Annotated in this window: 27 protein-coding genes and 1 pseudogene; 9 read left to right on the forward strand and 19 right to left on the reverse strand. The window is 58.8% G+C overall.

Going from position 1 to position 21,654, the window contains the following annotated elements:
• Window positions 1-27: 27 nt before the first annotated feature.
• Complete coding sequence (locus ACV8MC_RS18850) at window positions 28-2,016, reverse strand: peptidase U32 family protein (RefSeq protein ID WP_457262967.1); 1,989 nt, start codon at window positions 2,014-2,016, stop codon at window positions 28-30.
• Window positions 2,017-2,240: 224 nt separating this feature from the next.
• On the opposite strand from ACV8MC_RS18850, the gene ACV8MC_RS18855 reads away from it, so the two are divergent.
• Window positions 2,241-2,717, forward strand: a complete 477-nt coding sequence (locus tag ACV8MC_RS18855; RefSeq protein WP_252886308.1) for a hypothetical protein — start codon at window positions 2,241-2,243, stop codon at window positions 2,715-2,717.
• A 164-nt stretch (window positions 2,718-2,881) separates the two neighbouring features.
• Here ACV8MC_RS18855 and ACV8MC_RS18860 read toward each other — a convergent pair whose 3' ends face one another.
• The gene (locus tag ACV8MC_RS18860) at window positions 2,882-3,262 is read right to left on the reverse strand and encodes a RidA family protein (protein ID WP_252867700.1); all 381 of its coding nucleotides are present in this window, start codon (window positions 3,260-3,262) and stop codon (window positions 2,882-2,884) included.
• A 215-nt stretch (window positions 3,263-3,477) separates the two neighbouring features.
• Here ACV8MC_RS18860 and ACV8MC_RS18865 point away from each other — a divergent pair, with 215 nt between their 5' ends.
• Window positions 3,478-3,891: a cupin domain-containing protein gene (locus ACV8MC_RS18865; RefSeq protein ID WP_056789598.1), complete on the forward strand. Its 414-nt coding sequence runs from the start codon at window positions 3,478-3,480 to the stop codon at window positions 3,889-3,891.
• A gap of 12 nt (window positions 3,892-3,903) precedes the next feature.
• On the opposite strand, the gene ACV8MC_RS18870 is transcribed toward ACV8MC_RS18865, so the two are convergent.
• The 10 genes and pseudogenes from ACV8MC_RS18870 to ACV8MC_RS18915 all read right to left on the reverse strand — a co-directional run bounded on the left by ACV8MC_RS18870 (window position 3,904) and on the right by ACV8MC_RS18915 (window position 11,226).
• A complete protein-coding gene (locus ACV8MC_RS18870) occupies window positions 3,904-4,155 on the reverse strand; it encodes a hypothetical protein (RefSeq protein ID WP_423662077.1) in 252 nt (83 codons plus the stop codon).
• The gene (locus ACV8MC_RS18875) at window positions 4,152-4,409 is read right to left on the reverse strand and encodes a DUF6555 family protein (RefSeq protein WP_056789607.1); all 258 of its coding nucleotides are present in this window, start codon (window positions 4,407-4,409) and stop codon (window positions 4,152-4,154) included. The genes ACV8MC_RS18870 and ACV8MC_RS18875 overlap by 4 nt, the downstream gene beginning before the upstream one ends.
• Window positions 4,410-4,641: 232 nt before the next feature.
• On the reverse strand, window positions 4,642-5,193 hold the full coding sequence (locus tag ACV8MC_RS18880; RefSeq protein WP_150635128.1) for an ATP-dependent Clp protease proteolytic subunit: 552 nt from the start codon (window positions 5,191-5,193) through the stop codon (window positions 4,642-4,644).
• 376 nt (window positions 5,194-5,569) lie between these two features.
• Window positions 5,570-5,686: pseudogene (locus tag ACV8MC_RS18885) on the reverse strand (general stress protein); the annotation flags it as partial.
• A 309-nt stretch (window positions 5,687-5,995) separates the two neighbouring features.
• Window positions 5,996-6,226, reverse strand: coding sequence for a hypothetical protein (locus tag ACV8MC_RS18890; RefSeq protein ID WP_076562638.1), 231 nt, complete (start codon window positions 6,224-6,226; stop codon window positions 5,996-5,998).
• Window positions 6,227-6,387: 161 nt separating this feature from the next.
• Window positions 6,388-7,425 carry a DNA topoisomerase IB gene (locus ACV8MC_RS18895; RefSeq protein ID WP_457262971.1) on the reverse strand — a complete coding sequence of 346 codons (1,038 nt, stop codon included), beginning with the start codon at window positions 7,423-7,425 and terminating at the stop codon, window positions 6,388-6,390.
• A gap of 71 nt (window positions 7,426-7,496) precedes the next feature.
• Window positions 7,497-8,576, reverse strand: a complete 1,080-nt coding sequence (gene modC / locus ACV8MC_RS18900) for a molybdenum ABC transporter ATP-binding protein (protein WP_423519486.1) — start codon at window positions 8,574-8,576, stop codon at window positions 7,497-7,499.
• Window positions 8,577-8,579: 3 nt separating this feature from the next.
• Entirely contained in the window at window positions 8,580-9,260 is a 681-nt protein-coding gene (gene modB, locus ACV8MC_RS18905) for a molybdate ABC transporter permease subunit (protein WP_457262973.1), read from the reverse strand.
• A complete protein-coding gene (gene modA / locus ACV8MC_RS18910) occupies window positions 9,261-10,028 on the reverse strand; it encodes a molybdate ABC transporter substrate-binding protein (RefSeq protein ID WP_457262975.1) in 768 nt (255 codons plus the stop codon).
• Window positions 10,029-10,161: 133 nt separating this feature from the next.
• Window positions 10,162-11,226: an NAD(P)H-dependent flavin oxidoreductase gene (locus ACV8MC_RS18915; protein WP_457262977.1), complete on the reverse strand. Its 1,065-nt coding sequence runs from the start codon at window positions 11,224-11,226 to the stop codon at window positions 10,162-10,164.
• Window positions 11,227-11,432: 206 nt separating this feature from the next.
• Between ACV8MC_RS18915 and acuI the strand changes: the two genes are divergently transcribed.
• A complete protein-coding gene (acuI, locus tag ACV8MC_RS18920) occupies window positions 11,433-12,416 on the forward strand; it encodes an acrylyl-CoA reductase (NADPH) (RefSeq protein ID WP_457262979.1) in 984 nt (327 codons plus the stop codon).
• On the opposite strand, the gene ada is transcribed toward acuI, so the two are convergent.
• The 4 genes from ada to ACV8MC_RS18940 form a co-directional block, all read right to left on the reverse strand.
• On the reverse strand, window positions 12,406-13,467 hold the full coding sequence (gene ada / locus ACV8MC_RS18925) for a bifunctional DNA-binding transcriptional regulator/O6-methylguanine-DNA methyltransferase Ada (protein ID WP_457262980.1): 1,062 nt from the start codon (window positions 13,465-13,467) through the stop codon (window positions 12,406-12,408). The two genes, acuI and ada, sit on opposite strands and share 11 nt — an antisense overlap.
• A gap of 80 nt (window positions 13,468-13,547) precedes the next feature.
• Window positions 13,548-14,219 (reverse strand): DNA oxidative demethylase AlkB, encoded by a 672-nt coding sequence (gene alkB, locus ACV8MC_RS18930; RefSeq protein ID WP_457262982.1) that lies wholly within the window; start codon window positions 14,217-14,219, stop codon window positions 13,548-13,550.
• 7 nt (window positions 14,220-14,226) lie between these two features.
• Window positions 14,227-14,397: a hypothetical protein gene (locus ACV8MC_RS18935; RefSeq protein WP_016774926.1), complete on the reverse strand. Its 171-nt coding sequence runs from the start codon at window positions 14,395-14,397 to the stop codon at window positions 14,227-14,229.
• Between the two features lie 28 nt (window positions 14,398-14,425).
• Window positions 14,426-14,728, reverse strand: a complete 303-nt coding sequence (locus ACV8MC_RS18940; protein WP_007912251.1) for a DUF1883 domain-containing protein — start codon at window positions 14,726-14,728, stop codon at window positions 14,426-14,428.
• Between the two features lie 211 nt (window positions 14,729-14,939).
• On the opposite strand from ACV8MC_RS18940, the gene ACV8MC_RS18945 reads away from it, so the two are divergent.
• Both ACV8MC_RS18945 and ACV8MC_RS18950 read left to right on the forward strand, forming a co-directional pair.
• Window positions 14,940-15,296, forward strand: coding sequence for a hypothetical protein (locus ACV8MC_RS18945; RefSeq protein WP_016774925.1), 357 nt, complete (start codon window positions 14,940-14,942; stop codon window positions 15,294-15,296).
• A gap of 72 nt (window positions 15,297-15,368) precedes the next feature.
• A complete protein-coding gene (locus tag ACV8MC_RS18950; RefSeq protein ID WP_016774924.1) occupies window positions 15,369-15,599 on the forward strand; it encodes a hypothetical protein in 231 nt (76 codons plus the stop codon).
• 3 nt (window positions 15,600-15,602) lie between these two features.
• Here the strand turns inward: ACV8MC_RS18950 and ACV8MC_RS18955 are convergent, their stop codons facing one another.
• The gene (locus tag ACV8MC_RS18955; RefSeq protein WP_016774923.1) at window positions 15,603-15,890 is read right to left on the reverse strand and encodes a hypothetical protein; all 288 of its coding nucleotides are present in this window, start codon (window positions 15,888-15,890) and stop codon (window positions 15,603-15,605) included.
• Between the two features lie 139 nt (window positions 15,891-16,029).
• Entirely contained in the window at window positions 16,030-16,215 is a 186-nt protein-coding gene (locus tag ACV8MC_RS18960; protein ID WP_016774922.1) for a hypothetical protein, read from the reverse strand.
• 258 nt (window positions 16,216-16,473) lie between these two features.
• Here ACV8MC_RS18960 and galU point away from each other — a divergent pair, with 258 nt between their 5' ends.
• Both galU and gorA read left to right on the forward strand, forming a co-directional pair.
• Window positions 16,474-17,313, forward strand: coding sequence for a UTP--glucose-1-phosphate uridylyltransferase GalU (gene galU / locus ACV8MC_RS18965; RefSeq protein ID WP_024013124.1), 840 nt, complete (start codon window positions 16,474-16,476; stop codon window positions 17,311-17,313).
• Window positions 17,314-17,442: 129 nt separating this feature from the next.
• On the forward strand, window positions 17,443-18,801 hold the full coding sequence (gene gorA, locus ACV8MC_RS18970; protein WP_076562656.1) for a glutathione-disulfide reductase: 1,359 nt from the start codon (window positions 17,443-17,445) through the stop codon (window positions 18,799-18,801).
• Here gorA and ACV8MC_RS18975 read toward each other — a convergent pair.
• A complete protein-coding gene (locus ACV8MC_RS18975; protein ID WP_423519473.1) occupies window positions 18,798-19,814 on the reverse strand; it encodes a DNA-binding protein in 1,017 nt (338 codons plus the stop codon). The two genes, gorA and ACV8MC_RS18975, sit on opposite strands and share 4 nt — an antisense overlap.
• A 177-nt stretch (window positions 19,815-19,991) precedes the next feature.
• Here ACV8MC_RS18975 and ACV8MC_RS18980 point away from each other — a divergent pair, with 177 nt between their 5' ends.
• Together ACV8MC_RS18980 and ahpC are read left to right on the forward strand one after the other, a co-directional pair.
• Window positions 19,992-20,930 carry a site-specific integrase gene (locus tag ACV8MC_RS18980; protein ID WP_150635134.1) on the forward strand — a complete coding sequence of 313 codons (939 nt, stop codon included), beginning with the start codon at window positions 19,992-19,994 and terminating at the stop codon, window positions 20,928-20,930.
• A gap of 137 nt (window positions 20,931-21,067) precedes the next feature.
• Window positions 21,068-21,631 carry an alkyl hydroperoxide reductase subunit C gene (gene ahpC, locus ACV8MC_RS18985; RefSeq protein WP_016774916.1) on the forward strand — a complete coding sequence of 188 codons (564 nt, stop codon included), beginning with the start codon at window positions 21,068-21,070 and terminating at the stop codon, window positions 21,629-21,631.
• Window positions 21,632-21,654 lie beyond the last annotated feature (23 nt).

The raw sequence follows: 21,654 nt of genomic DNA on the forward strand, positions 1-21,654 counted from the left end.
TGCCGAAGCACCGCGCACGCCGGCCACTTAGTGCGGTGCGCGCGGGATGGTTTTCATCAGGTCTTCAGGGCTGATGTGGCCGACCACGCTGCCCGGCTGCGGCAGGTTGAGGATGTGGCCTTTCATCTTGCCGATGATGTGCATCTCGCACGGCTTGCAATCGAACTTCAACGTAAGCACTTCATCGCCGTGGATCAACTGCATCGGCGCGACCTTGGTGCGCACGCCGGTCACGCCTTTGGCCTGTTTCGGGCACAGGTTGAAGGAGAAACGCAGGCAGTGCTTGGTGATCATCACCGGCACCTCGCCTGGCTCTTCGTGAGCTTCGTACGCCGCGTCGATCAACTTGACGCCGTGACGGTGGTAGAAGTCGCGGGCCTTCTGGTTGTAGACGTTGGCGAGGAAGGTCAGGTGCGAATCCGGGTACACCGGCGGCGGTGTGGTTTCGGCCTTGCGGCTGCCACGCGGATGCGCGGTGACACGCGCCGCAGTCAGCGCTTCGATCACTTCGCGACGCAGGGACTTGAGCTGCGAGTTGGGAATGAAGAACGCTTGCGGCGCATCCAGCTTGATGTCGGTGGCGTGATACTGCGTGGTGCCGAGCTGGCCGAGCAGGTCGCGCAATTGCTCCAGCGCTTGTTCAGGCTTGTTGGCGACACCAAACGGCCCGTTGAGGGTGACGCTGGCGCTGATGCCTTCTTCGCTGGTCGCGGTCACTTCCAGCTGTTCTTCGCGCAGGCGGGCGAACCAGCTCAGGGCTACGCGACGTTCCGAAGAAGTTTTCTGCAACGCCTGCTGCCAGTTGTGATCAAGGTTGCGATTGAGCGGGTGGCTTGGACGCAGCTTGAACAGGCCCTCGGGCATTTCGTTCGGCTCGACGCGGTAGCGGTAGCGCTTCTCGCCGTCTTCTTCGAACTCGCCTTTGGCCTCGGCGATGTTGGCGCGGAAGCCGACCACTTCGCGCTTGACCAGCACGTTCAGGCCGTCGCCGTTGGACAGCGGCTCGTGAGTGACAACCTGCATGTCACGCTTGCCGACTTTTTCCACCGTGCCGACCGGCAGCCCGGTGAAGGTTGGCGAATCGAAGGCGCCGATGTCGATCTTGCGATCGGTGACGAAATAGTCGGTGCTGCCACGGTGGAAGGTCTTTTCCGGGTCGGGCAGGAAGAAATGCACGGTGCGGCCGCTGGAGGCGCGGGCCAGGTCAGGGCGGTCTTCGAGCACGTCGTCCAGACGCTGGCGGTAATAGGCGGTGATGTTCTTCACATAGCCCATGTCCTTGTAGCGACCTTCGATCTTGAACGAACGCACGCCTGCTTCGACCAGCGCGCGGATGTTGGCGCTCTGGTTGTTGTCTTTCATCGACAGCAGGTGTTTTTCGTAAGCGATCACGCCACCCTTTTCGTCTTTCAAGGTGTACGGCAAGCGGCAAGCCTGGGAGCAGTCGCCTCGGTTGGCACTGCGGCCGGTTTGCGCGTGGGAAATATTGCACTGGCCGGAGAAGGCCACGCACAGCGCGCCGTGGATGAAGAACTCGATGGCCGCGTCGGTTTCATCGGCGATGGCACGGATTTCCTGCAGGTTCAGCTCACGGGCCAACACCAACTGCGAGAAACCGGCCTGATCGAGGAACTTCGCTCGCTCAAGGGTGCGGATGTCGGTCTGGGTCGAGGCGTGCAGCTCTATCGGCGGAATGTCCAGCTCCATCACGCCCAGGTCCTGAACGATCAGCGCATCGACGCCGGCGTCGTACAACTGATGGATCAGCTTGCGCGCCGGCTCCAGTTCGTTGTCGTGCAGGATGGTGTTGATGGTGGTGAAGATGCGCGCGTGGTAACGGCGGGCGAACTCGACCAGTTCGGCGATTTCGCTGACTTCGTTGCAGGCGTTGTGGCGTGCGCCGAAGCTCGGGCCGCCGATGTACACGGCGTCAGCGCCATGCAGGATGGCCTCGCGGGCAATGGCGACATCGCGGGCAGGGCTGAGCAATTCCAGGTGATGCTTGGGCAAGGACATAGTTTTTTTAGTCAGGCGGTCACGGGCAAGGGGCGCATTGTACCTGTGAAACACCTGGGCGGCATCAGCGTGCCGATATCAGGTACGAAGGAACTAGCACAATACGAGGCAATGCATAACTGTAAAGTCTGTCAGTTGTCCGCCCGCGTCCAAAGCGTGAACATCAGGTGGGAGCGGGAAAGTCGCTCTGGCCTATATCACGCAAGACATTGGAGATTAATATCATGAAAGGTAATAACGCCTTCGCGACGATTGGTATCTCGGATTTCGCGTCGTTTAAACCGCGTCCTCGCAAGACGGCCGAAGTGTATTACAAAGCGGTCGTTTCACCCGATCATCCGGGCATAGGCAAGCCAATATTCTCCGCTACTCGGCATCTCTATTTCGGCACAAAGGAGACGTTCAGCGTTATTGGTCAATATTTTACGGACGAGGTGGGTGAGATTATTTCATTTGTGATAGATCGCTCCCTTGCGGACGGTAGACATGAAGTTGGCGGGTTCGGAAGCCCTGTGGCGGGATTGATGACTATGTCGCATGAAATTTTATATGCGAAAACAGGAACAATAGAGTTTGCTCGCAAACACGAAGAAGGCATCGATTCGATTACGGCAACATTCAATTTTGAAATCGAGCACCGCGGGCAAACATACCGGGTATCAGAAGGTAAACTGTTTGTTATAGCTAGTGGTCCCCTTTAAGTTTTGTGAATAGACCGTTGACGCCAATTCGCTCAACGAGCGAGCCAGCGCATGCCAAACGGCCGCATCCTGGTGGCTGCTGTGTTTGGCGCGCGCCCTTGAGTATTTCACTGCGTACGCCGCAACCGGAATCGTGGCGGCAGCCTACGCAGTATTTTCGCAAATCAGCCCTTGGCCGCCATCGCCGTCACCTCCACACGCATCCCTTCAACCGCCAGCGAGGCGACGCCCACCGCTGCCCGCACTGGCCAAGGCTTGGCGAAATAGCGTTTGTACACTTCATTGAAAGCCCCGCGATCGCCCATGTCGGTGAGGTAAATGGTCAGGTGCAGCACCCGGTCCATCGAACTGCCAGCACGTTCCAAGGCGACTTTCAGCGCTTGCAGGGTGCACTCGCTTTGCTCGGTGATGCCGCCGAGTTCCAGGCTGCCATCGGCGCGGGTTGGAATCTGCGTGGAAACCATGATCCCGCCAAAGGTGGCGACGTCGGAAGAAATCGAATCGGTGTCCGGATCAGGCGTGAAGATGATGTCTTGATTGGTCATGGGCATCTCTTGTTTGAGTGAATGAAGATTGCGGCAGTTTACAGATTCTTTCCCACCATGGCCCGGACGGGGACCGCGACACGTTTGTATAAGCGTGTATCACCGCTCAGCCGATACACACGGCAACACCAAACTGCGCCTTCGAGACACATCCGCCCTACATGCCGAGCCCAAAGTAGCCCTCACACCAACACTACGTTCAAGAGGGCACCACCATGTACCGTCCACTGTTTCTGGCTTCTGCCGTTGTCTTCGCCTCCCTTGCCGGTTTCGCCCATGCGGCAGATGCGCCGGCGACGAGCTGGCAGAAAGGTCTGAGCCGTACTGATCTGGTTCGCCAGGATCTCGGCGCTGACAATCGCGAGGTGATTCAGGCGCGTATCGATTTCGACGCTGGCGTCACCTCGCCTCGGCATGCTCATCCCGGCGTGGAAGTGGCCTATGTCATCAGCGGCACGTTCGAGTATCAGCTCGAAGGGCGGGCGCCGGTAATACTAAAGGCCGGTGATTCGTTGTTCATTCCGGCGGGCGTGGCGCATGTGGCGAAAAACATTGGCAGCGAAAAGGGCGTGGAACTGGCCACTTACGTCGTGCCGAAAGGCGAGCCGCTGCTGATCCTCAAACCATGACCTGCCAGGCTGCTATTTCGAGCGCGGCTTGCTCATTGCGCGCTTGATGCGCATCCAGTCCTGATAGGCCGCCGTTCGCTTGGCGTCGGCCAAGGCTTTTGCTTCGCTGAAGCGAGCCCAAGACTCAGGGCTGTCGGCGTCATGCTCAATGATTCTGTAGGCCGCCTCTTCCAGCAGGTCGGCCTCGCGGAACATCGCGGCGTTTTCTGCCATCTCGTCATCCCACGATCGGCCGAAACCGAATCTCAACGTGCGCTCATTCATTTTGCGTGATCCTCCTCCCACACCAGAGGCACCGACTCGCGCCATTGCACCCCGGTCACGCCAAAGCGCTCCGCCATCGGTTTGGAAAAACGTTTCAACGGAGGCCGACCGGGGCGCGGGATGGGCGCGATTCCTGCGTCGCAACTTGCCCACTGCCACGCTTCGGCGTTGTTCATGTTTTTTGTGCGAATGACGAATGACCTGGGCTTTCCATGTAACAGGTACTCGATCACGTACAAGTCCACTGCGCTCATACATTTCCTCCGGCTGTTAAAAAGAGGGATGTCTGGCGAAATGAATAATTCAGAGAAAATTCTTTTGGCTGGGATGACCGGCATACGCCGCTTGTTTTGCGTTATACCGCCCGTTGGGGCGTGTACAAGTTGAGGCGCCAATGCACTACATGATCTTGTAATGTCGCCGCTCAGAGTGGCGATCTGAATAGAATGAAACGCATCTAAAGCGACGCGTTATTCAGGAGGGGCTTCAGGAGTAAATGCATGAGCAGATAAAGTCTGCGTGAATCTCGGTGTCTTCAACCGCTGTGATCAGCCCGGCATGCAAAGCTTCTTCAGGATTGATAATGCGCGGAGCCGCTGTCAGGTATTTTTCTGTCTCCAACGCATTTTTCCCGTTACTGGTACGCTCGGCGACAATCTGCGCGTACAGATGCAAGTCGTAATCCAGGCTCATGGCATATTCCGACATGCGCGAATGATCAACCGCTCCCTGCAAGTGCCAATGAAAAGGGTGAAACAGAAACTTGCTATGAGTGCACGCTGTGCGGCGCTGGCCGGCGAGGAAAACGATATTGCCCATCGACTCGACCGTTCCCAGGTTATGCGTGTGTACCGGCACGGGCAGCGCCATCAGAAAGTTGTACATCGTGAAACCGTAACTGCATTCGCCACCCATGGTAGCGATGTTCAGAATCAACCTGGGGGCATCTTCCTTTACCGCACGCGAGGCTCTATCAATCAGCTGACCGCAGGTTGAAGCATTGATCGGGCCGGTAAAGTTAATCACGTGAACAGGCATGGCAATTTCCTCGACGGGCCGGGGCTCTGCAAACGGGCTCTTTGCGCAAGGACTGGTGCTCGTCAGTCAGGAGCTGCGTTCGTACGTTGGCGTCGTTTGCGTTTCTCGAGAGTTTTCAGAGTCAACGAGCAACTGCCTGCGCTCGTAACATTCATGTTGGGCACGATCGCTGTGCTGCGGGTGGCCAGGTTTTCTTTCAATGCACGGAGACACAGCGTTGTCCGGCAGTTTCTCCGGGGAGCTGCGCGTCGCTTCTGCTACAACTTCAGCGCCTTCGTGTTGGTGTAACTGGCTTGGAGGCGTATGTGTGGAGGTGTTCATCTTTGCGCTCCGTCGAATATTACAAGGGCAGCGAGGCTGCCCTTGTACCGCTCATTTACGACTTGCGACCTCCACTGTGGCTGGATTGTCCGCCTTTGCGACCAGCCTCGGATGCTTTTTCACGATCGTTGGCGAAGTTGCCGCCAGACTGTCCGCCTTTTTTTCCGGACTCTTGCATCTTGTCACGATCGTTGCCGGCGTTACCTGTATTTTTATTTCCGGTGGTCATGATAGCTCTCCGATATCTATTAACGTTTCGCTAGTGATGTCCGTTTTCGTCATGGACACCTACTTCGATTACATATCGGTTCACGGTGTTTTGATTTTTTTTAATTGATCCGATGAGCGGTGCCTGCACTTTCAACTTGTATCGGCCAGTAGTGCACATATAACTAAAAGGGCTACGCTCAATCGCATTGGATAATAAAGAAAAACACTTACACCGATGCCGAGCCGGTTGTTGAAGTTAATTGAACCTCGACTATCTGAATCGTGGCAACGGCCGATCAATTGGCTTGAGCGTCGAAAGCGTATCGCGAATCAGCGGCGTATCTTTCTCGATGTCGTGCAGTCGATCGCGAATGCGCAAAGCTGTCGGATGCCCGCCTTGATGATCAACCCAGTCGGCGATCTCTTTGCAGGCGGCTGCCAGGCGCGCCTGGCGGGCGTCGAGCAGGGTGAGGAGGGTGGTGATGGACTCTTTCTCGGACATGAAACACCTCCGTTCGCTGAAACGGCTGAGTTGCAACAAAAAGCCCGCATGGCGCGAACCTTCAGATCAACTATAGAAGCCCTGCGCGATCGTGCAAAAAATACCCAGCTCAGCTCATCGGCAAATCTTGTAGGAGTGAGCCTACAGGGGGGTTGTGCGACTCAGGACGCCTCGCTCACCTCACACATCCGCTCGAGAAACATCGCCAAGGCTACTTCCTCAGCGCGCAGGCCTTTGCGCACGCGCGGGCGGGGCAGTTCGGCGAGCGCGCCGAGCATGAAATGTTCGAGCACCGCAGGGTGGATGTAGCACTTGCGGCACACCGCCGGCGTGTTGCCCAGCTGTTTGGCGACGTTCTTCACCGCTTCGACCACATGGCGCTTGGCCTCGGTTTCCGACTCATGCTGCAACTCGCGCAGCACTGCCAAAGCCAATGCGCTGCCCGCCCAGGTGCGGTAGTCCTTGGCGGTAAATTCAGCGCCGGTAAGCTTTTGCAGATAGGAGTTGACGTCGGAGGAGGTGACGGTGTGCCGTTCGCCATTTTCATCAAGATACTGAAACAGGTTCTGCCCGGGGATCTCCAGGCAGCGCTTGATGATTCGCGCCAGACGCCGATCCTTGACGGTGATCTGGTGTTCGATGCCGCTCTTGCCGCGGAACTGGAACAGGATCGCGCTGCCATTGACCTCGACGTGGCGGCTGCGCAGCGTGGTCAGGCCATAAGAGCGATTGTCCCGCGCATATTGGGTATTGCCGACGCGGATCAGCGTGGCGTCGAGCAAGGTGATGACCGTGGCCATGACCTTGTCGCGGCTGAAGCCCGGGGCGTCGAGCAGCGCCTCAAGCTGGCGCCGCAGTTTGGGCAGGGCCAGGCCGAATTCGCGAAGGCGCGAGTATTTGTCGGCGTCGCGCACTTCGCGCCAGCGCGGGTGATAACGGTACTGCTTGCGCCCGCGCGCATCGCGGCCGGTGGCTTGCAGATGACCGCGCGGGTCGGCGCAGATCCACACATCGGTGTAAGCCGGCGGCACCGCGAGGGCGTTGATGCGTTTGATTTCGTCCGGGTCGGTGATGCGCTGGCCCGACGGTTCGAAATAGACGAACTTGCCGCGCAGTTTTTTCCGGGTGATACCAGGCTGAGTGTCATCGACGTAATGCAGATCGGCGGGCAGGGCATCTGTCAGCACGGTATCGGGCATGGCGGTTTCCTTCGGTCATACGGCAGTCTGTAACTGATTGACCGCAGGCGCTGGCCGTCGTGCCGAATGATTTACGCGAGCACCGCCACCGCCTTGATCTGCGCCCACAGCCGCTGGCCCGGGTGCACGCCCAATTGGTCACGCGAGAAGCGGGTGATCCGCGCCAGCAGCGGCGTGCCGCCGGCATCGAGGCGGATCAGCACATGGGCACTGTTGTCAGCGGCCTGTTCGCTGATGACGGTAACGGGCAGACGATTGAGAATGCTGCTGGCTGCATCGTTGTTCAGCGCCAGGCTGATGTCGCGGGCGTGCACCTTGCAGCGCAGGGCCTGACCCACGGCCATGTGCGCATGGGTGACGCGAATATTCATGTCCGTGGCCGGCAGTTGCAGGCTAAGCAATTGATAGGTGGCGTCGTAGGCGCTGACCTGACCTTCGATGATCACCCCGGCGTCATCGCCCAGCGCCAAAGGCAGATCCAGACGCGCCAGGGTCTCGCCGATCGGGCCGCTGGCGAGGGTTTTGCCATCGCTCAGCAACACCAGATGATCGGCCAGACGCGCGACTTCATCCTGGGCATGGCTGACGTACAGCAGCGGAATATCCAGTTCGTCATGCAGGCGTTGCAGGTATGGGAGGATTTCGCTCTTGCGCCGGCTGTCGAGAGCCGCCAGTGGTTCGTCCATCAGCAGCAGTTTCGGGCTGGTCAGCAGGGCGCGGGCGATGCCGACGCGCTGCCGCTCGCCGCCGGACAGATGCTGCGGATGGCGCTCGAGCAAATGGCCGATGCCGAGCAGTTCGGTCGCTTGGTTGATATCGACCCGGCGTTGCGACTTGGCGATGCGTTTGAGACCAAACTCCAGATTGGCCAGCACCGACAGATGCGGGAACAGGCTGGCTTCCTGAAACACGTAGCCGAGCGCACGTTTATGCGGCGGTACGAAGATGCCGTTGGCGCTGTCCTGCCAGATCTCGTCATTGATCTGCACAAAGCCCTGCTCGGCGCGCTCCAGCCCGGCGATGCAGCGCAGGCAAGTGGTTTTGCCCGAGCCGGAATCGCCAAACAGCGAAGTGACGCCCCGGCCCGGCACTTGCAGATCAACATCCAGTTCGAACCCCGGATAAGTGCGTTTCAGGCGTACATCAATCATCGATCAGCTCCAGCCTGCGCGGGTTTTGCGGCTGGAATACAGCGCCAGCAACACCAGAAACGAGAACACCAGCATCGCCCCGGACAGCCAGTGCGCCTGGGCATATTCCAGTGCTTCGACGTGGTCGTAAATCTGCACCGAGACCACGCGGGTCTTGTCGGGAATGTTGCCGCCGATCATCAGCACCACGCCGAATTCACCGACGGTGTGGGCGAAGCCGAGAATCGCTGCGGTGATGAAGCCGGGGCGCGCCAGCGGCAGGATCACGCTGAAGAACGTGTCCCAGGGATTGGCGCGCAACGTCGCGGCGACTTCCAGCGGGCGGGTGCCGATTGCCGAGAAAGCGTTTTGCAGCGGTTGCACCACGAACGGCATGGAGTAGATCACCGAGCCGATGACCAGCCCGGTGAAACTGAACGTCAGCGTGCCCAGCCCCAGCCATTGAGTGAACTGGCCGAGAAAACCGTGCGGCCCCAGCGCCAGCAACAGATAAAAGCCGATCACCGTCGGCGGCAGCACCAGCGGCAGGGCGACGATGGCGCCAATCGGGCCGCGCAACCAAGACGAGGTGCGCGACAGCCATAACGCGATCGGTGTGCCGATTATCAGCAAGATCACGGTGGTCAGCGACGCCAGTTTCAGGGTCAGCCAGATCGCGGCGAAGTCGGCACTGGTCAGCGACATTTACAGTTCATATCCGAAGGACTTGATCACCGCAGCGGCTTTCGGCCCTTTGAGATAATCGACCAGGGCCTTGGCAGCAGCGCTGTCCTTGCCTTTGTTCAAGATCACCGCGTCCTGTTTGATCGGATCATGCAGGGTGGCCGGAACAATCCATGCCGAGCCGCTGCTGATTTTGCCGTTCTTGAAGATTTGCGACAGCGCCACAAAGCCCAGTTCGGCGTTGCCGGTGGAGACGAACTGGTAGGCCTGAGTAATGTTCTGGCCTTCGACGATTTTGCTTTTCGTGGCTTCGCTCAACTGGAGTTTTTCCAGCACTTGGGTGGCGGCGAGACCGTATGGCGCGGCTTTCGGGTTGGCGATGGACAAGTGCTGGTATTGGTTGGTTTTCAGCACGTCACCCTGCGCATCGACATAACCTTCTTTTGCCGACCACAGCGCCAGGGTGCCGATGGCATAGGTGAAGCGCGAGCCTTTGACGGTTTCGCCTTCCTGCTCAAGCTTTGCCGGGGTGCTGTCGTCAGCTGCGAGAAAAACTTGGAAGGGCGCGCCGTTTTTGATCTGGGTGTAGAACTGGCCGGTTGCACCATAGGCGGCGACCAGTTTGTGCCCGGTGTCTTTTTCGAAGTCGGCAGCGATGGCCTGGATTGGCGCGGTGAAATTGGCGGCGACCGCCACTTGCACTTCGTCAGCCTGCGCGGCACCGATGCTGAAAAATGCGAGGAATGAGGCGAGACAGGCAGGGGCGAGGCGTGTGGCAGCAAGTGTCATGTAAAGGCTCCGTGATCGGCGGTAAATGCTTTGCTTTGGATAACGCCGATACACGGGCGCAATCGCTGTATACGGAAATATATAGCGATACGCCGCCAAGTGGCGAGGGAATAAATCCGCTCGCCGCGTAAATTCAATGACGGTTGAGTTTCGCCAATGCGCCCTCGGCGAGTTGCCGGGTCAGTTCAGCGCTGCCGATATCCTTGCCCAACGTCAGCGCCTGACCGGCCCACAGATTGGCAAAATCGGCGTCATCCTTGGCTCGCAGCGGCATCAGCGCGCCGCCGGCCAACGGAAAGGCTGGCGCTTGCGCTGACATCGGGCCGAGTTCGCGCATCGCCCGATTGACAATGCCCCGCGCCGGACGTCCGGTGAAGATGTTGGTGATGGCGGTCTGGCTTTCCTTGGCGGTGCGCAGGGCCTTGTGGTGCGAGGCGCTGACCTTCGCCTCCGGGGTAAACAGAAACGCCGTGCCGACTTGCACCGCCGAGGCTCCGAGCATCAACGCGGCTGCAACGCCTCGGGCATCGCTAATCGCACCCGCCGCAATCACCGGCACTTTCACCGCGTCGACCACCTGCGGCACCAGTGCAAAGGTGCCGACCTGGCTGCTCAGATCATCGCTGAGAAACATCCCGCGATGCCCGCCCGCCTCATAACCCATGGCGATGATCGCATCGCAGCCGTGTTGCTCCAGCCAGATCGCTTCTTCGACCGTGGTGGCAGACGAAAGGATTTTCGCCCCGGTTGCCTTGACCCGATCGAGCAGATTTTTCTCCGGCAACCCGAAATGAAAACTCACCACTTCGGGGCGGAATTCTTCGAGCACGGCACACGCAGTCTCGTCGAAAGGAGCACGGTTGGACACCGGCGTCGGCGCCTCGAAATCGGCACCGAGTTCGCGGTAGTAAGGTTCGAGCAGATTTTTCCAGTCCCGGGCTCGCTGCTCATCAGGCGCCGGTGGCTGATGGCAGAAGAAATTGACGTTGAACGGCTTGGTGGTGTGCTGGCGAATCGTCTTCAGTTCTTCGCGCAGTTGCTCGATGCTCAGCATCGCTGCCGGCTTTGAACCGAGGCCGCCGGCATTGCACACGGCAATCACCATCGAAGAATTGGTCGCACCGGCCATCGGGCCTTGGATAATCGGCAGTTCGATACCGAGAAGATCAAGGATACGGGTGTCTGGCCACTGGCTCATAAAGCAATTCTCCGAACGATGAAACGGGCAGGGACGGCAAGCGGTTTTAGCAGCAAAACCGGCTGCGGGGCCAGTCTGAAATTCTGAACATTACGTGCAGTTTTTCAGCGTCGGTGCGGGTGGCTTAGCGAAAGTCGAGTGTGGCAATGTGTTGCGATGTGTTATTTCAGGGCACGCTTTCTTCCCATTATTTTCGAGGGGCCGTCATGTTCAATGCCATTCTGATCGACAAAGACGACAGCGGTTATCGCGCCAATCTGCAGCAAATCGATGAGCAGCAACTGCCCGAAGGCAACGTCAGCGTGAGCGTCGCGTACAGCACCCTGAATTTCAAAGACGGCCTGGCGATCACCGGCAGCAGCCCGGTGGTACGCAAGTTTCCCATGGTGCCGGGGATCGATCTGGCGGGGACTGTCGAGTCCAGTTCGCATGCCGATTTCAAGGCGGGCGATCGGGTGCTGCTCAACGGTTGGGGCGTCGGTGAAAGCCACTGGGGCGGACTGGCGCAAAAGGCTCGGCTCAACGGTGACTGGCTGATTCCACTGCCCGAAGCTTTCACCCCGGCGCAAGCCATGGCCATCGGCACCGCAGGTTACACGGCAATGCTGTGCATTCTGGCGCTGGAGCGCCATGGCCTGACACCGGATCACGGCGAAGTGCTGGTCACCGGCGCCAATGGCGGGGTCGGCAGCTTTGCCATCGCCTTGCTCAGCAAGTTGGGATACCGCGTGGTGGCATCCACCGGCCGTGTATCCGAGCATGAATACCTGCAGCAATTGGGTGCTGCCGAAATCATCGATCGAGCCACCTTGTCCGAACCGGGCAAGCCGTTGGCGAAAGAGCGCTGGGCGGCGGTGGTCGATTCGGTCGGTAGTCATACGCTGGCGAATGCTTGCGCCAGCACACGCTCGGAAGGCGTGGTCGCGGCATGCGGGTTGGCGCAAGGCATGGATTTCCCGGCCTCGGTAGCACCGTTCATTCTGCGCGGCGTAACGCTGGCCGGGATCAACAGCGTGACCCAGCCCAAGGCGCGCCGTATCGAGGTCTGGGGCCGACTGGCCAAGGATCTGGATTTCTCGTTATTGCAATTGATCAGTCACGAAATCAGCTTGAGCGAAGCCCTTGAGGCCGCGCCCAGATTACTCGCCGGGCAACTGCGGGGCAGGGTGGTGGTCGACGTCAATCGTTGAGTTCGCGCTCAAGCAGTTGGCGTTTGCGCTCGACGCCCCAGCGGTAGCCGGAAAGATTGCCGTCACTGCGCACCACGCGGTGGCAGGGAATCGCCACCGCCAAACGGTTGGCCCCGCAAGCCTGGGCCACGGCGCGCATCGAAGTCGGCGCGCTGATGCGTTGCGCGATTTCGGCGTAACTTGCGGTGCTGCCTGCGGGGATCTCACGCAGCGCCTGCCAGACGCGCTCCTGAAACGCTGTGCCGCGTATATCCAGCGGCAAGTTCAGGCCCGTCGCGGGCGCTTCGACAAAGCCGACGACGCTGGCGATCAACTGTTCAAATTCGCGGTCGGCGCCGATCAGGTTGGCCTTGCGAAACTGATCCTGCAGGTTGCAGACCAGCTGATGCGGATCGTCGCCGAGCAGAATCGCGCAGATCCCACGTTCGCTTTGCGCCACCAGAATCGCCCCCAGCGAGCATTGGCCAACGGCAAAGCGAATGTCGTTGTTCTGCCCGGCAGCGCGATAGTCGGTGGGCTTCATGCCCAGCAGTTGATCGGCTGATTCGTAAAAGCGGCTGTTGGAATTGAAGCCAGCGTCATACAGCGCGTCGGTCACCGAGCCGCCGTCCGCCAGGCGCGCACGCAGTTTGCGTGAGCGATGCGCCGTGGCGTAAGCCTTGGGCGTCAGGCCGGTCGCGGCTTTGAATACTCGATGAAAATGGAAAGGGCTAAGGCCGGCGCTGGCGGCGAGGCTGTCGAGCGCGGGCAATGTCTCGCACGCTTCGATTTGCCGGCATGCCGCTGCGATGATCGCCGCGTGCTGCGCATCATTCTGGTCCTTGCTGGCGCGTTTGCTCGGCCGGTATCCGGCAGCTTCGGCCAGTTCGGCGGTGTCGAAAAACTCGACGTTCTGCGGTTTCGGCAGGCGCGCCAGACTGCTCGGTCTGCAGTAGATGCCAGTGGTTTTGACCGCATAGACAAATTGCCCGTCGGCACGCGGATCGCGCGCCACCACAGCGGCCCAGCGGGGATCGTGTTCAATGCTGATTGTCTTCGAAAGCTTGTCCATGAGAGGGGATCCGTTGACCTGTTTGAGTCAGGTTAACCAGCATCGTAACCCGCAACACTCCGCGCCTTGCGGTCAAACTTTTATTGATCGCCAGCAACGCGGAAGGTGATGTTGATGCGCCGTTCGCCCAAGAGCGGGTGATGGCCGGGTTTGATTGGCAGCACGCCGTGATAGCGCAGGCGGTCCACGCCGCCCCAGACCACCATGTCGCCATGCAGCAGCGGGATGCGCTGGGTTTTATCGCTGCGTTCGAAGCCGCCAAACAGAAATATCGCCGGCAAACCTAGCGACAGCGAAACGATGGGCGCGGCATAACCTTTTTCGTCTTTGTCCTGATGCAGCGACATCTTGGCGCCGGGGACGTATCGGTTGATCAGGCAGGAGTCGGCTTGAAAATCCGTAAACCCGGCGCGTTCCGCCGCCTCGTGCGCCAGATCGGCAAACACCGCCGGCATCGACGGCCACGGCAAGCCGCTGAGTGGATCGACGCTGGAATAACGGTAACCGCTGCGATCGGTGATCCAACCCAGCTGTCCGCAACTGCTGGTGCCGACCGACATGCTGAAACCGCCGGGCGTGACCATGTGGCGTAGCGGGGCGGCGGCAAGAATGGCGTCGAGCTCGGTCAGCAGTTGCTCGACCTGCGGCAAGGCGAACCCGCGCAGCACCCACGATTGTTCGCCGATCTGCTCGGCGCGGGGCTGCTGTACGGGTTCGTTGTCGGCGAACAGGTCAAACGTGGTCGGTTGCATGACTCGGTTACAGCGCTTTGCTGACCTTGATGTCACTGAGTTCTTCGTCAGCGTGCATTTTCTTCAGCGCCGCTTTCGCTTCCTCGTCAGTGCCGGTTTCCAGTTCAGCGAATTCGAAACGCTGTTCACCGTCCAGTTTGTACTTGATCACGTATTTGGTTTTTTGCGCCACGGTCATGTTTCCCTTGCAGAATAGGCTGCGCGTCTCAGCTCAGTTTAGTGCTGGAGCGACGGATGATCTTGATCGAGTGGGTCAGCGTCGGCTTGCGCGTCACGCTGATTGCGCGGCGGTTGACGGTGTCGATGGTGATGTTCCAGAAGCCGGTGCTCGGTGCGGTGATGCGTGCCGGGAACGTGTCGAACGCGCCGCCGTGATAGGTGTGACGGCCGCCGTTTTTGAAGCTGCGGAAGTTGGCGTCGTTCATCAAACGGATGTTGCACATCTGCGAGCATTGAATGACGACGATGTCGTCTTCGTTGAGGTGCTCGCGTTGGTGAATGAATTTCATGGGCGCCTCCAGAAGGGCTTTTTCTACTAAATCAAAACGATAGCTTGTCGATGGGCGCAGTTTATCAGCCCGCACGGGTTATTATCTGGCCGTCGGGCGTTGCTTTGACAAATTTTGAACAGAACTTCGCCATGGCGGGCGGGTTAAATGCACAAGGCCCCGGAGAAAAGCGGCATTTGTGCTGTCGGACGGTCTTTAACGGAGGATTTATATGAAGTGGGGTGTGGTGTGTGTGCCGTTGATTCTGGCGATGGCCGGTTGTGCAAATGTTTCCGAAATCAATGAAACGCTGCCGACCATGAGCGTGATCTCCGGCAAAAAGCCCCAGGAGTATGCGCAGTGTCTGACCGACAAGCTCGCTGACAGTCGTGGTGCGTTGCAAGTCCAGCCGCAGAAGGACGGTGTACGAGTCATCGTTCCCGGCAAACTTTCGTCAGGCCCGGCAGCCGTGTTTGATATCGAAGATCGCGCCGGCGGCAGCAGCATCAAGCTGCATGAGCGCATGTCCAACGTGCCGGTTCGCCCTCGCGATGTACAGAAAGCTGCGAACGCCTGTATTTCCGGCTGATAGACTATCGAACATCAGCACCCGATGCCGTCACAGTCCTGCTGTGGCGGCATTGTCATTTATGGAGTCGCAATGAAGCGAGAGCACGTGCGGGAGCGCCACGCAGAGGGCCTTATCTCTGCCACTCATGTCATCCAGAACCCGGCGAATCCAGGTGAATGGATCGTGTTTTTCAAGAAGAGTGCAGGGCGCAGCTACTTTTTGGTGGATGACAATGATGAAGTCGAGTCCTTCAATCGGCTCGACGACCTGATCGAGGTCGTCCGTGGCCTCGGGATCAAATTCGCCGAAATCCACATGTAAGGCTTACTTGCAGACGACCACGACGTTGCGCGTCTTGTAGTTGCCAACGTCAACGCCCAGGGTTTTGTCATCTTCCTTGGGCGCCGGTGTGCCATCAGTGCCGACGATGCGATAGCCGGTGCCGGCGCAGGATGCATCGGCCTTTTCGTAGCACATGGCCCATGAGTTGGCTTCGCCGGAACAGTCGATGCTCAGACCCTGTTCGCCATTGTTCAGATAGGTGGGCTGCGAAGTGGCACAGCCGCTCAGTACCAATACCGCGAAAAGCGGCTGCAGTTTGTTCAGGTTCATGGTTGCGAGGTCTTCAAGTGGGGGACTGGTTGCTCTGACAGCGCCGCGATGAAAAGGTTATAGCGATTGGCCACTTGTTTGCCAACAAAGCACAAAAAGCCCTGCATGCTGGCAGGGCTTGGCGCAAGTGCTAAAAGGATCAGTCCTGATCTTTGCCTCGGCGCTTGGAAGAAGCAGGCGTATCAGTGAACACCGAGGCCACATCTGTCGCCATCTGCTCGCTGTCGAAAGGCCCGGCGATATGTTCGCCATTGGTAGTGGTCAGCGTCCACTTGCCGTCTTTCTTGTCGATCACATACCCGTTGATGATTTTTACCGCAGCCATCTAGTCTGTCTCATTCGCTGGTTCAAAGGCGCCATGATAGCGGCAAATGCTCGCAATGGGGGCTGATAAGCGTATGGTGATCCTGTTTGCCCGGATCTTGAGCTACGCTGACTCCGCCGCTGAAATACCCGGATGGAACTATCCGCGCGAATATTTCTCTATGTTGGCATCGGTTAGCCAGCGCGGGGCATTGTAAGGCGCACGCCGCCTGATTAGACTGCCTCGAAACTCGTACACACAGCCTTTTCAAGGACTTATATGATCAAGAAATGCTTGTTTCCAGCAGCCGGTTACGGCACTCGCTTCCTCCCAGCGACCAAAGCCATGCCTAAAGAAATGCTGCCGGTGGTAAACAAGCCACTGATCCAGTACGGCGTTGAAGAAGCACTGGACGCGGGCCTGACGGAAATCTCCATCGTCACCGGCCGTGGCAAGCGTGCTCTGGAAGACCACTTCGACATCAGTTACGAGCTGGAAAACCAGATCAAGGGCACCGACAAGGAAAAGTACCTGGTCGGTATCCGCAAGCTGTTGGACGAGTGCTCGTTCTCCTACACCCGTCAGACCGAAATGAAAGGTCTGGGCCACGCGATCCTGACTGGCCGCCCTCTGATCGGTGACGAACCGTTCGCCGTGGTCCTGGCGGACGACCTGTGCGTGAACATCGATGGCGACGGCGTGCTGACCCAGATGGTCAAGCTGTACAAGCAGTTCCGTTGCTCGATCGTCGCCATTCAGGAAGTCGATCCGCAGGAAACCAACAAGTACGGTGTCATCGCTGGCGAAATGATCCGCGACGACATCTACCGCGTGCACAGCATGGTCGAGAAGCCAAAGCCGGAAGACGCGCCGTCGAACCTGGCGATCATCGGTCGTTACATCCTGACCCCGGACATCTTCGATCTGATCGAGCAGACCGAACCAGGCAAGGGTGGCGAAATCCAGATCACCGACGCCCTGATGAAGCAGGCCCAGAACGGCTGCGTCATGGCCTACAAGTTCAAGGGCAAGCGTTTCGACTGCGGTGGTGCTGAAGGCTACATCGACGCGACCAACTTCTGCTTCGAAAACTTCTACAAGACTGGCAAGGCTTACTAATAGTCTTCGCCGCGTCTGCAAAAGAAAGCCACCTTCGGGTGGCTTTTTCATTTTCCGCCCTTATATGGATGGCAGTGCTTGCCCAATGAATGGCTGCGGGTATGCTGATGGCCTGCCGAGGAGATAGAAATGGCCTACGATTTTGACCTTTATGTGATTGGTGCCGGTTCCGGCGGTGTGCGGGCTGCGCGGTTTGCCGCAGGCTTCGGGGCGAAAGTGGCGGTGGCCGAAAGCCGTTACCTGGGCGGCACCTGCGTCAACGTCGGCTGCGTGCCGAAAAAGCTGCTGGTCTACGGCGCGCACTTTGCCGAGGACTTCGAGCAGGCGTCCGGTTTCGGCTGGAACCTGGGCGAAGCCAACTTCGACTGGGCCACGCTGATCGCCAACAAGGACCGTGAGATCAATCGCCTTAACGGCATTTATCGCAATCTGCTGGTCAACAGCGGCGTGACCCTGCACGAGGCGCACGCGAAAATCGTCGGGCCGCACGAGGTCGAGGTTAATGGCGAGCGCTTCACCGCGAAAAACATTCTGATCGCCACCGGCGGCTGGCCGCAGATCCCTGAAATTCCGGGGCATGAGCATGCGATCGGTTCGAATGAAGCGTTCTTCCTCAAAGAGCTGCCCAAGCGTGTGCTGGTGGTCGGCGGCGGTTATATTGCCGTCGAGTTCGCCGGAATTTTCCATGGCCTCGGCGCCAACACCACGCTGCTGTATCGCGGCGATCTGTTCCTGCGTGGTTTCGACGGGTCGGTGCGCAAGCACCTGCAAGAGGAATTGACCAAGCGTGGCCTCGATCTGCAATTCAATGCCGACATTGCGCGCATCGACAAGCAGGCCGACGGTAGCTTGAAGGCGACGCTCAAGGATGGTCGCGTACTCGAAGCCGACTGCGTGTTCTACGCCACCGGCCGGCGTCCGATGCTGGACAATCTGGGCCTGGAAAACACCGATGTTCAGCTCGACGACAAGGGCTTCATCAAGGTCGACGACGAGTATCAAACCACCGAGCCGTCGATTCTGGCGCTGGGCGACGTCATTGGTCGCGTGCAACTGACCCCGGTCGCTCTGGCCGAAGGTATGGCTGTGGCGCGGCGTCTGTTCAAGCCGGAGCAATACCGTCCGGTGGACTACAAGATGATTCCGACCGCCGTGTTCAGCCTGCCGAACATCGGTACGGTCGGTTTGAGCGAAGAAGAAGCGCGCGAATGCGGCCACGAGGTGGTTATTTTCGAGAGCCGCTTCCGGCCGATGAAGCTGACCCTGACTGACTGTCAGGAGAAAACCCTGATGAAGCTGGTGGTCGACGCCAAAACCGACAAGGTGCTTGGCTGCCACATGGTCGGCCCGGACGCTGGCGAGATCGTGCAAGGTCTGGCGATCGCCTTGAAGGCCGGCGCGACCAAGCGCGACTTCGACGACACCATCGGGGTGCACCCGACGGCCGCCGAAGAGTTCGTCACCATGCGTACGCCGGTCAGCGCTTAAGCGTCTGTCGCTTTGGCCGAGTCTGGCGCTGCCGCAACGGTAGCCGCCAGACGCTGGCTGTCCTCAAGGCTTGCCTGAACCTTGAGCAATTCCTTCTCCAGTGACTGATTGAGCTGCGTCTGCTCGTCGACGCTCTGTTTGAGCGCCTGGCTTTCCAGTGCCGCCACGCGCAGACGTTCCTGGAGGAGGGTGCGCTCGCTGTCCATGCGCGTGGCCTGCTCGAGCAACTGATCCTGACGCTGATTGCTGTGCTTGAGCTGATCCTGCACCAGGTTCAGCTCGCGCTGAGTGCCACGGTTTTCGGTGAGCAAGCGTTCGTTGTCACGGTGCAACTGTGTGATCTCATCCTGACGCACCAACGCGCTCTGCTGGGCTTGACGCAATTCTGCCTGTATCTGCTGAAGTTGCCCTTCATGGCGGGCCTGCTCCTGCTCGCGCTGTTCCTTGGTTGCGTTACGGTAATGCTCAAGCGCATCGCGGGCGTGCAGGTGTTTTTCTTCCAGTGAGCGGATCTGTTCGTCCTTGTCCTGCAAGCGCAATTCAAAGTCGGCCAATGCCTGGTTGAGGCCGGCGTTGCGCGTCTGTTCGGTTTGCAGCATCGAGCGGGTGTTGCTCAGCGCCTCGGATTCGCGTTGCAGTGCGGAGCCTTGAATGTCGTGATCGTGCTCGAGTTTTTCCAGCGCCTGGCGAACCTGTTTCAGCTCGGTTTCCAGTGCTTCGCGTTGCTCCTCGAACTGTTCGCGGGCTTGCTCAATGGGCTCCTGCGCCTGTTCTTTCAGACGCTGGGCGAGTCGAGAGACGAGGGCGGTGAGCTCATCATCGATCGGTTCTGCTGACGCCTCATTCGGCTGGGCACCGTCGTCCAGTTCTTTCAGATAGCGATGGATCGTGGTTTTCGAGCCGGTGTTGCCCATTTCAATGCGTACTGCATCGATGCTTGGGTGTTCGCCGCGAGCGAGGATCGCTGTGCGTGCGATTTGCACCAATGCTTTGGTAATGCCGCCACGGGCCATGTGAACTCCTACGTTTACGTACTGTGGTACATGCCACTAAAGTACGCAGTGTACCATGCTGAAAATATAGGTAAATCTTTGAGATAAAACAGGCGGGATATACTGGTATTACCCAATGTCAGGGGGCAAAATGCGCATCTGCATGCCTGAACCCGTACGCCAGCGAGAAAACTGCCCATGAGCGACATTGATCGATATCTGCAAGCCGCCACCCGGGACAACACTCGCCGCAGCTATCGCATGGCGATCGAGCACTTCGAGGTGACGTGGGGCGGATTTCTGCCGGCTACTGCCGACAGCGTTGCGCGCTATCTGGTGGCGCACGCTGGCGTGCTATCGATCAACACGCTGAAGCTGCGTCTGTCGGCGCTGGCGCAGTGGCACAACAGTCAGGGTTTTGCCGATCCGACCAAGGCGCCAGTGGTGCGCAAGGTGTTCAAGGGCATTCGCGCTTTGCACCCGGCGCAGGAAAAACAGGCTGAGCCGCTGCAATTGCAGGATCTGCAGCGCGTGATCGATTGGCTTGAACAGGAGGCGCAGACGGCCCGGGAAGAACAGGACCGCCCGACCTTGCTCAAGGCGTATCGGGATCGCGCGCTGATTCTGTTGGGCTTCTGGCGCGGCTTTCGCAGCGACGAATTGTGCCGTTTGCAAATCGAGCATGTGCAGGCGAGCGCTGGCAAGGGCATCACTCTGTATCTGCCGCGCAGCAAGGGCGACCGGGAGAACCTCGGGCAGACCTACCAGGCCCCGGCGCTGCTGAAGCTGTGCCCGGTGCAGGCCTATATCGATTGGATTACAGAGGCTGCGCTGGTACGCGGCGCGGTGTTCCGCAGCATTGATCGCTGGGGCAATCTGAGCGAAGAGGGCCTGCACGCCAACAGCATCATTCCGCTGCTCCGCCAGGCGTTGCAGCGCGCCGGGATTGCCGCCGCCAACTACACCAGCCATTCACTGCGGCGTGGTTTTGCCACATGGGCGCATCAAAGCGGCTGGGACCTGAAATCGCTGATGAGCTACGTTGGCTGGAAGGACATGAAATCCGCCATGCGCTATGTTGAGGTCAGCCCATTCCAGGGAATGGCTCGGATTATGGATAAGCCGGATCAGCCGTAGAGATCGTTTTCTTCTATTAATACTGTCAGCTAATAGCGAAAACAAATCAGCAGTATCAGGTTTGCCAATGAGCCTTCCGTCGAGTGAGTGGGTAGGATTCACCCATCAACTTCATAACCCCTGACGGAGAGTCATCGATGCCTATCATCAACAGCCAAGTAAAACCGTTCAAAGCTACCGCGTTCAAAAACGGCGACTTCGTTCAAGTCTCGGATGCTGACTTGAAAGGCAAGTGGTCCGTAGTGTTCTTCTACCCAGCCGACTTCACCTTCGTGTGCCCAACCGAGCTGGAAGACCTGGCTGACAACTACGCTGAGTTCAAGAAGCTGGGCGTGGAAATCTACAGCGTTTCGACCGACACCCACTTTGCTCACGCTGCCTGGCACAACACTTCGCCAGCCATCGGCAAAATCGAATACACCATGATCGGCGACCCTACCCACGTCATCTCGCGCAACTTCGACGTGCTGATCGAAGAAGCTGGTCTGGCTGACCGTGGCACCTTCGTGATCAACCCTGAAGGCCAGATCAAAATCGTTGAACTGAACGATGGCGGCGTTGGCCGTGACGCTTCCGAGCTGCTGCGCAAAATCAAGGCTGCTCAGTATGTCGCTGCACACCCAGGCGAAGTTTGCCCGGCCAAGTGGAAAGAAGGCGAGGCCACTCTGGCTCCGTCGCTGGACCTGGTCGGCAAGATCTAAGTCTGTGACATGCAACGCAGGGC

This window comes from Pseudomonas sp. PK-RTE-24, from assembly GCF_054052265.1.

Bases quoted from the DNA above. Each gene is read 5' to 3' on its own strand.
- ACV8MC_RS18850 (WP_457262967.1), bottom strand. From the start codon at position 2,016: ATGTCCTTGCCCAAGCATCACCTGGAATTGCTCAGCCCTGCCCGCGAT.
- ACV8MC_RS18855 (WP_252886308.1), top strand. From the start codon at position 2,241: ATGAAAGGTAATAACGCCTTCGCGACGATTGGTATCTCGGATTTCGCG.
- ACV8MC_RS18860 (WP_252867700.1), bottom strand. From the start codon at position 3,262: ATGACCAATCAAGACATCATCTTCACGCCTGATCCGGACACCGATTCG.
- ACV8MC_RS18865 (WP_056789598.1), top strand. From the start codon at position 3,478: ATGTACCGTCCACTGTTTCTGGCTTCTGCCGTTGTCTTCGCCTCCCTT.
- ACV8MC_RS18870 (WP_423662077.1), bottom strand. From the start codon at position 4,155: ATGAATGAGCGCACGTTGAGATTCGGTTTCGGCCGATCGTGGGATGAC.
- ACV8MC_RS18875 (WP_056789607.1), bottom strand. From the start codon at position 4,409: ATGAGCGCAGTGGACTTGTACGTGATCGAGTACCTGTTACATGGAAAG.
- ACV8MC_RS18880 (WP_150635128.1), bottom strand. From the start codon at position 5,193: ATGCCTGTTCACGTGATTAACTTTACCGGCCCGATCAATGCTTCAACC.
- ACV8MC_RS18890 (WP_076562638.1), bottom strand. From the start codon at position 6,226: ATGTCCGAGAAAGAGTCCATCACCACCCTCCTCACCCTGCTCGACGCC.
- ACV8MC_RS18895 (WP_457262971.1), bottom strand. From the start codon at position 7,425: ATGCCCGATACCGTGCTGACAGATGCCCTGCCCGCCGATCTGCATTAC.
- modC (WP_423519486.1), bottom strand. From the start codon at position 8,576: ATGATTGATGTACGCCTGAAACGCACTTATCCGGGGTTCGAACTGGAT.
- modB (WP_457262973.1), bottom strand. From the start codon at position 9,260: ATGTCGCTGACCAGTGCCGACTTCGCCGCGATCTGGCTGACCCTGAAA.
- modA (WP_457262975.1), bottom strand. From the start codon at position 10,028: ATGACACTTGCTGCCACACGCCTCGCCCCTGCCTGTCTCGCCTCATTC.
- ACV8MC_RS18915 (WP_457262977.1), bottom strand. From the start codon at position 11,226: ATGAGCCAGTGGCCAGACACCCGTATCCTTGATCTTCTCGGTATCGAA.
- acuI (WP_457262979.1), top strand. From the start codon at position 11,433: ATGTTCAATGCCATTCTGATCGACAAAGACGACAGCGGTTATCGCGCC.
- ada (WP_457262980.1), bottom strand. From the start codon at position 13,467: ATGGACAAGCTTTCGAAGACAATCAGCATTGAACACGATCCCCGCTGG.
- alkB (WP_457262982.1), bottom strand. From the start codon at position 14,219: ATGCAACCGACCACGTTTGACCTGTTCGCCGACAACGAACCCGTACAG.
- ACV8MC_RS18935 (WP_016774926.1), bottom strand. From the start codon at position 14,397: ATGACCGTGGCGCAAAAAACCAAATACGTGATCAAGTACAAACTGGAC.
- ACV8MC_RS18940 (WP_007912251.1), bottom strand. From the start codon at position 14,728: ATGAAATTCATTCACCAACGCGAGCACCTCAACGAAGACGACATCGTC.
- ACV8MC_RS18945 (WP_016774925.1), top strand. From the start codon at position 14,940: ATGAAGTGGGGTGTGGTGTGTGTGCCGTTGATTCTGGCGATGGCCGGT.
- ACV8MC_RS18950 (WP_016774924.1), top strand. From the start codon at position 15,369: ATGAAGCGAGAGCACGTGCGGGAGCGCCACGCAGAGGGCCTTATCTCT.
- ACV8MC_RS18955 (WP_016774923.1), bottom strand. From the start codon at position 15,890: ATGAACCTGAACAAACTGCAGCCGCTTTTCGCGGTATTGGTACTGAGC.
- ACV8MC_RS18960 (WP_016774922.1), bottom strand. From the start codon at position 16,215: ATGGCTGCGGTAAAAATCATCAACGGGTATGTGATCGACAAGAAAGAC.
- galU (WP_024013124.1), top strand. From the start codon at position 16,474: ATGATCAAGAAATGCTTGTTTCCAGCAGCCGGTTACGGCACTCGCTTC.
- gorA (WP_076562656.1), top strand. From the start codon at position 17,443: ATGGCCTACGATTTTGACCTTTATGTGATTGGTGCCGGTTCCGGCGGT.
- ACV8MC_RS18975 (WP_423519473.1), bottom strand. From the start codon at position 19,814: ATGGCCCGTGGCGGCATTACCAAAGCATTGGTGCAAATCGCACGCACA.
- ACV8MC_RS18980 (WP_150635134.1), top strand. From the start codon at position 19,992: ATGAGCGACATTGATCGATATCTGCAAGCCGCCACCCGGGACAACACT.
- ahpC (WP_016774916.1), top strand. From the start codon at position 21,068: ATGCCTATCATCAACAGCCAAGTAAAACCGTTCAAAGCTACCGCGTTC.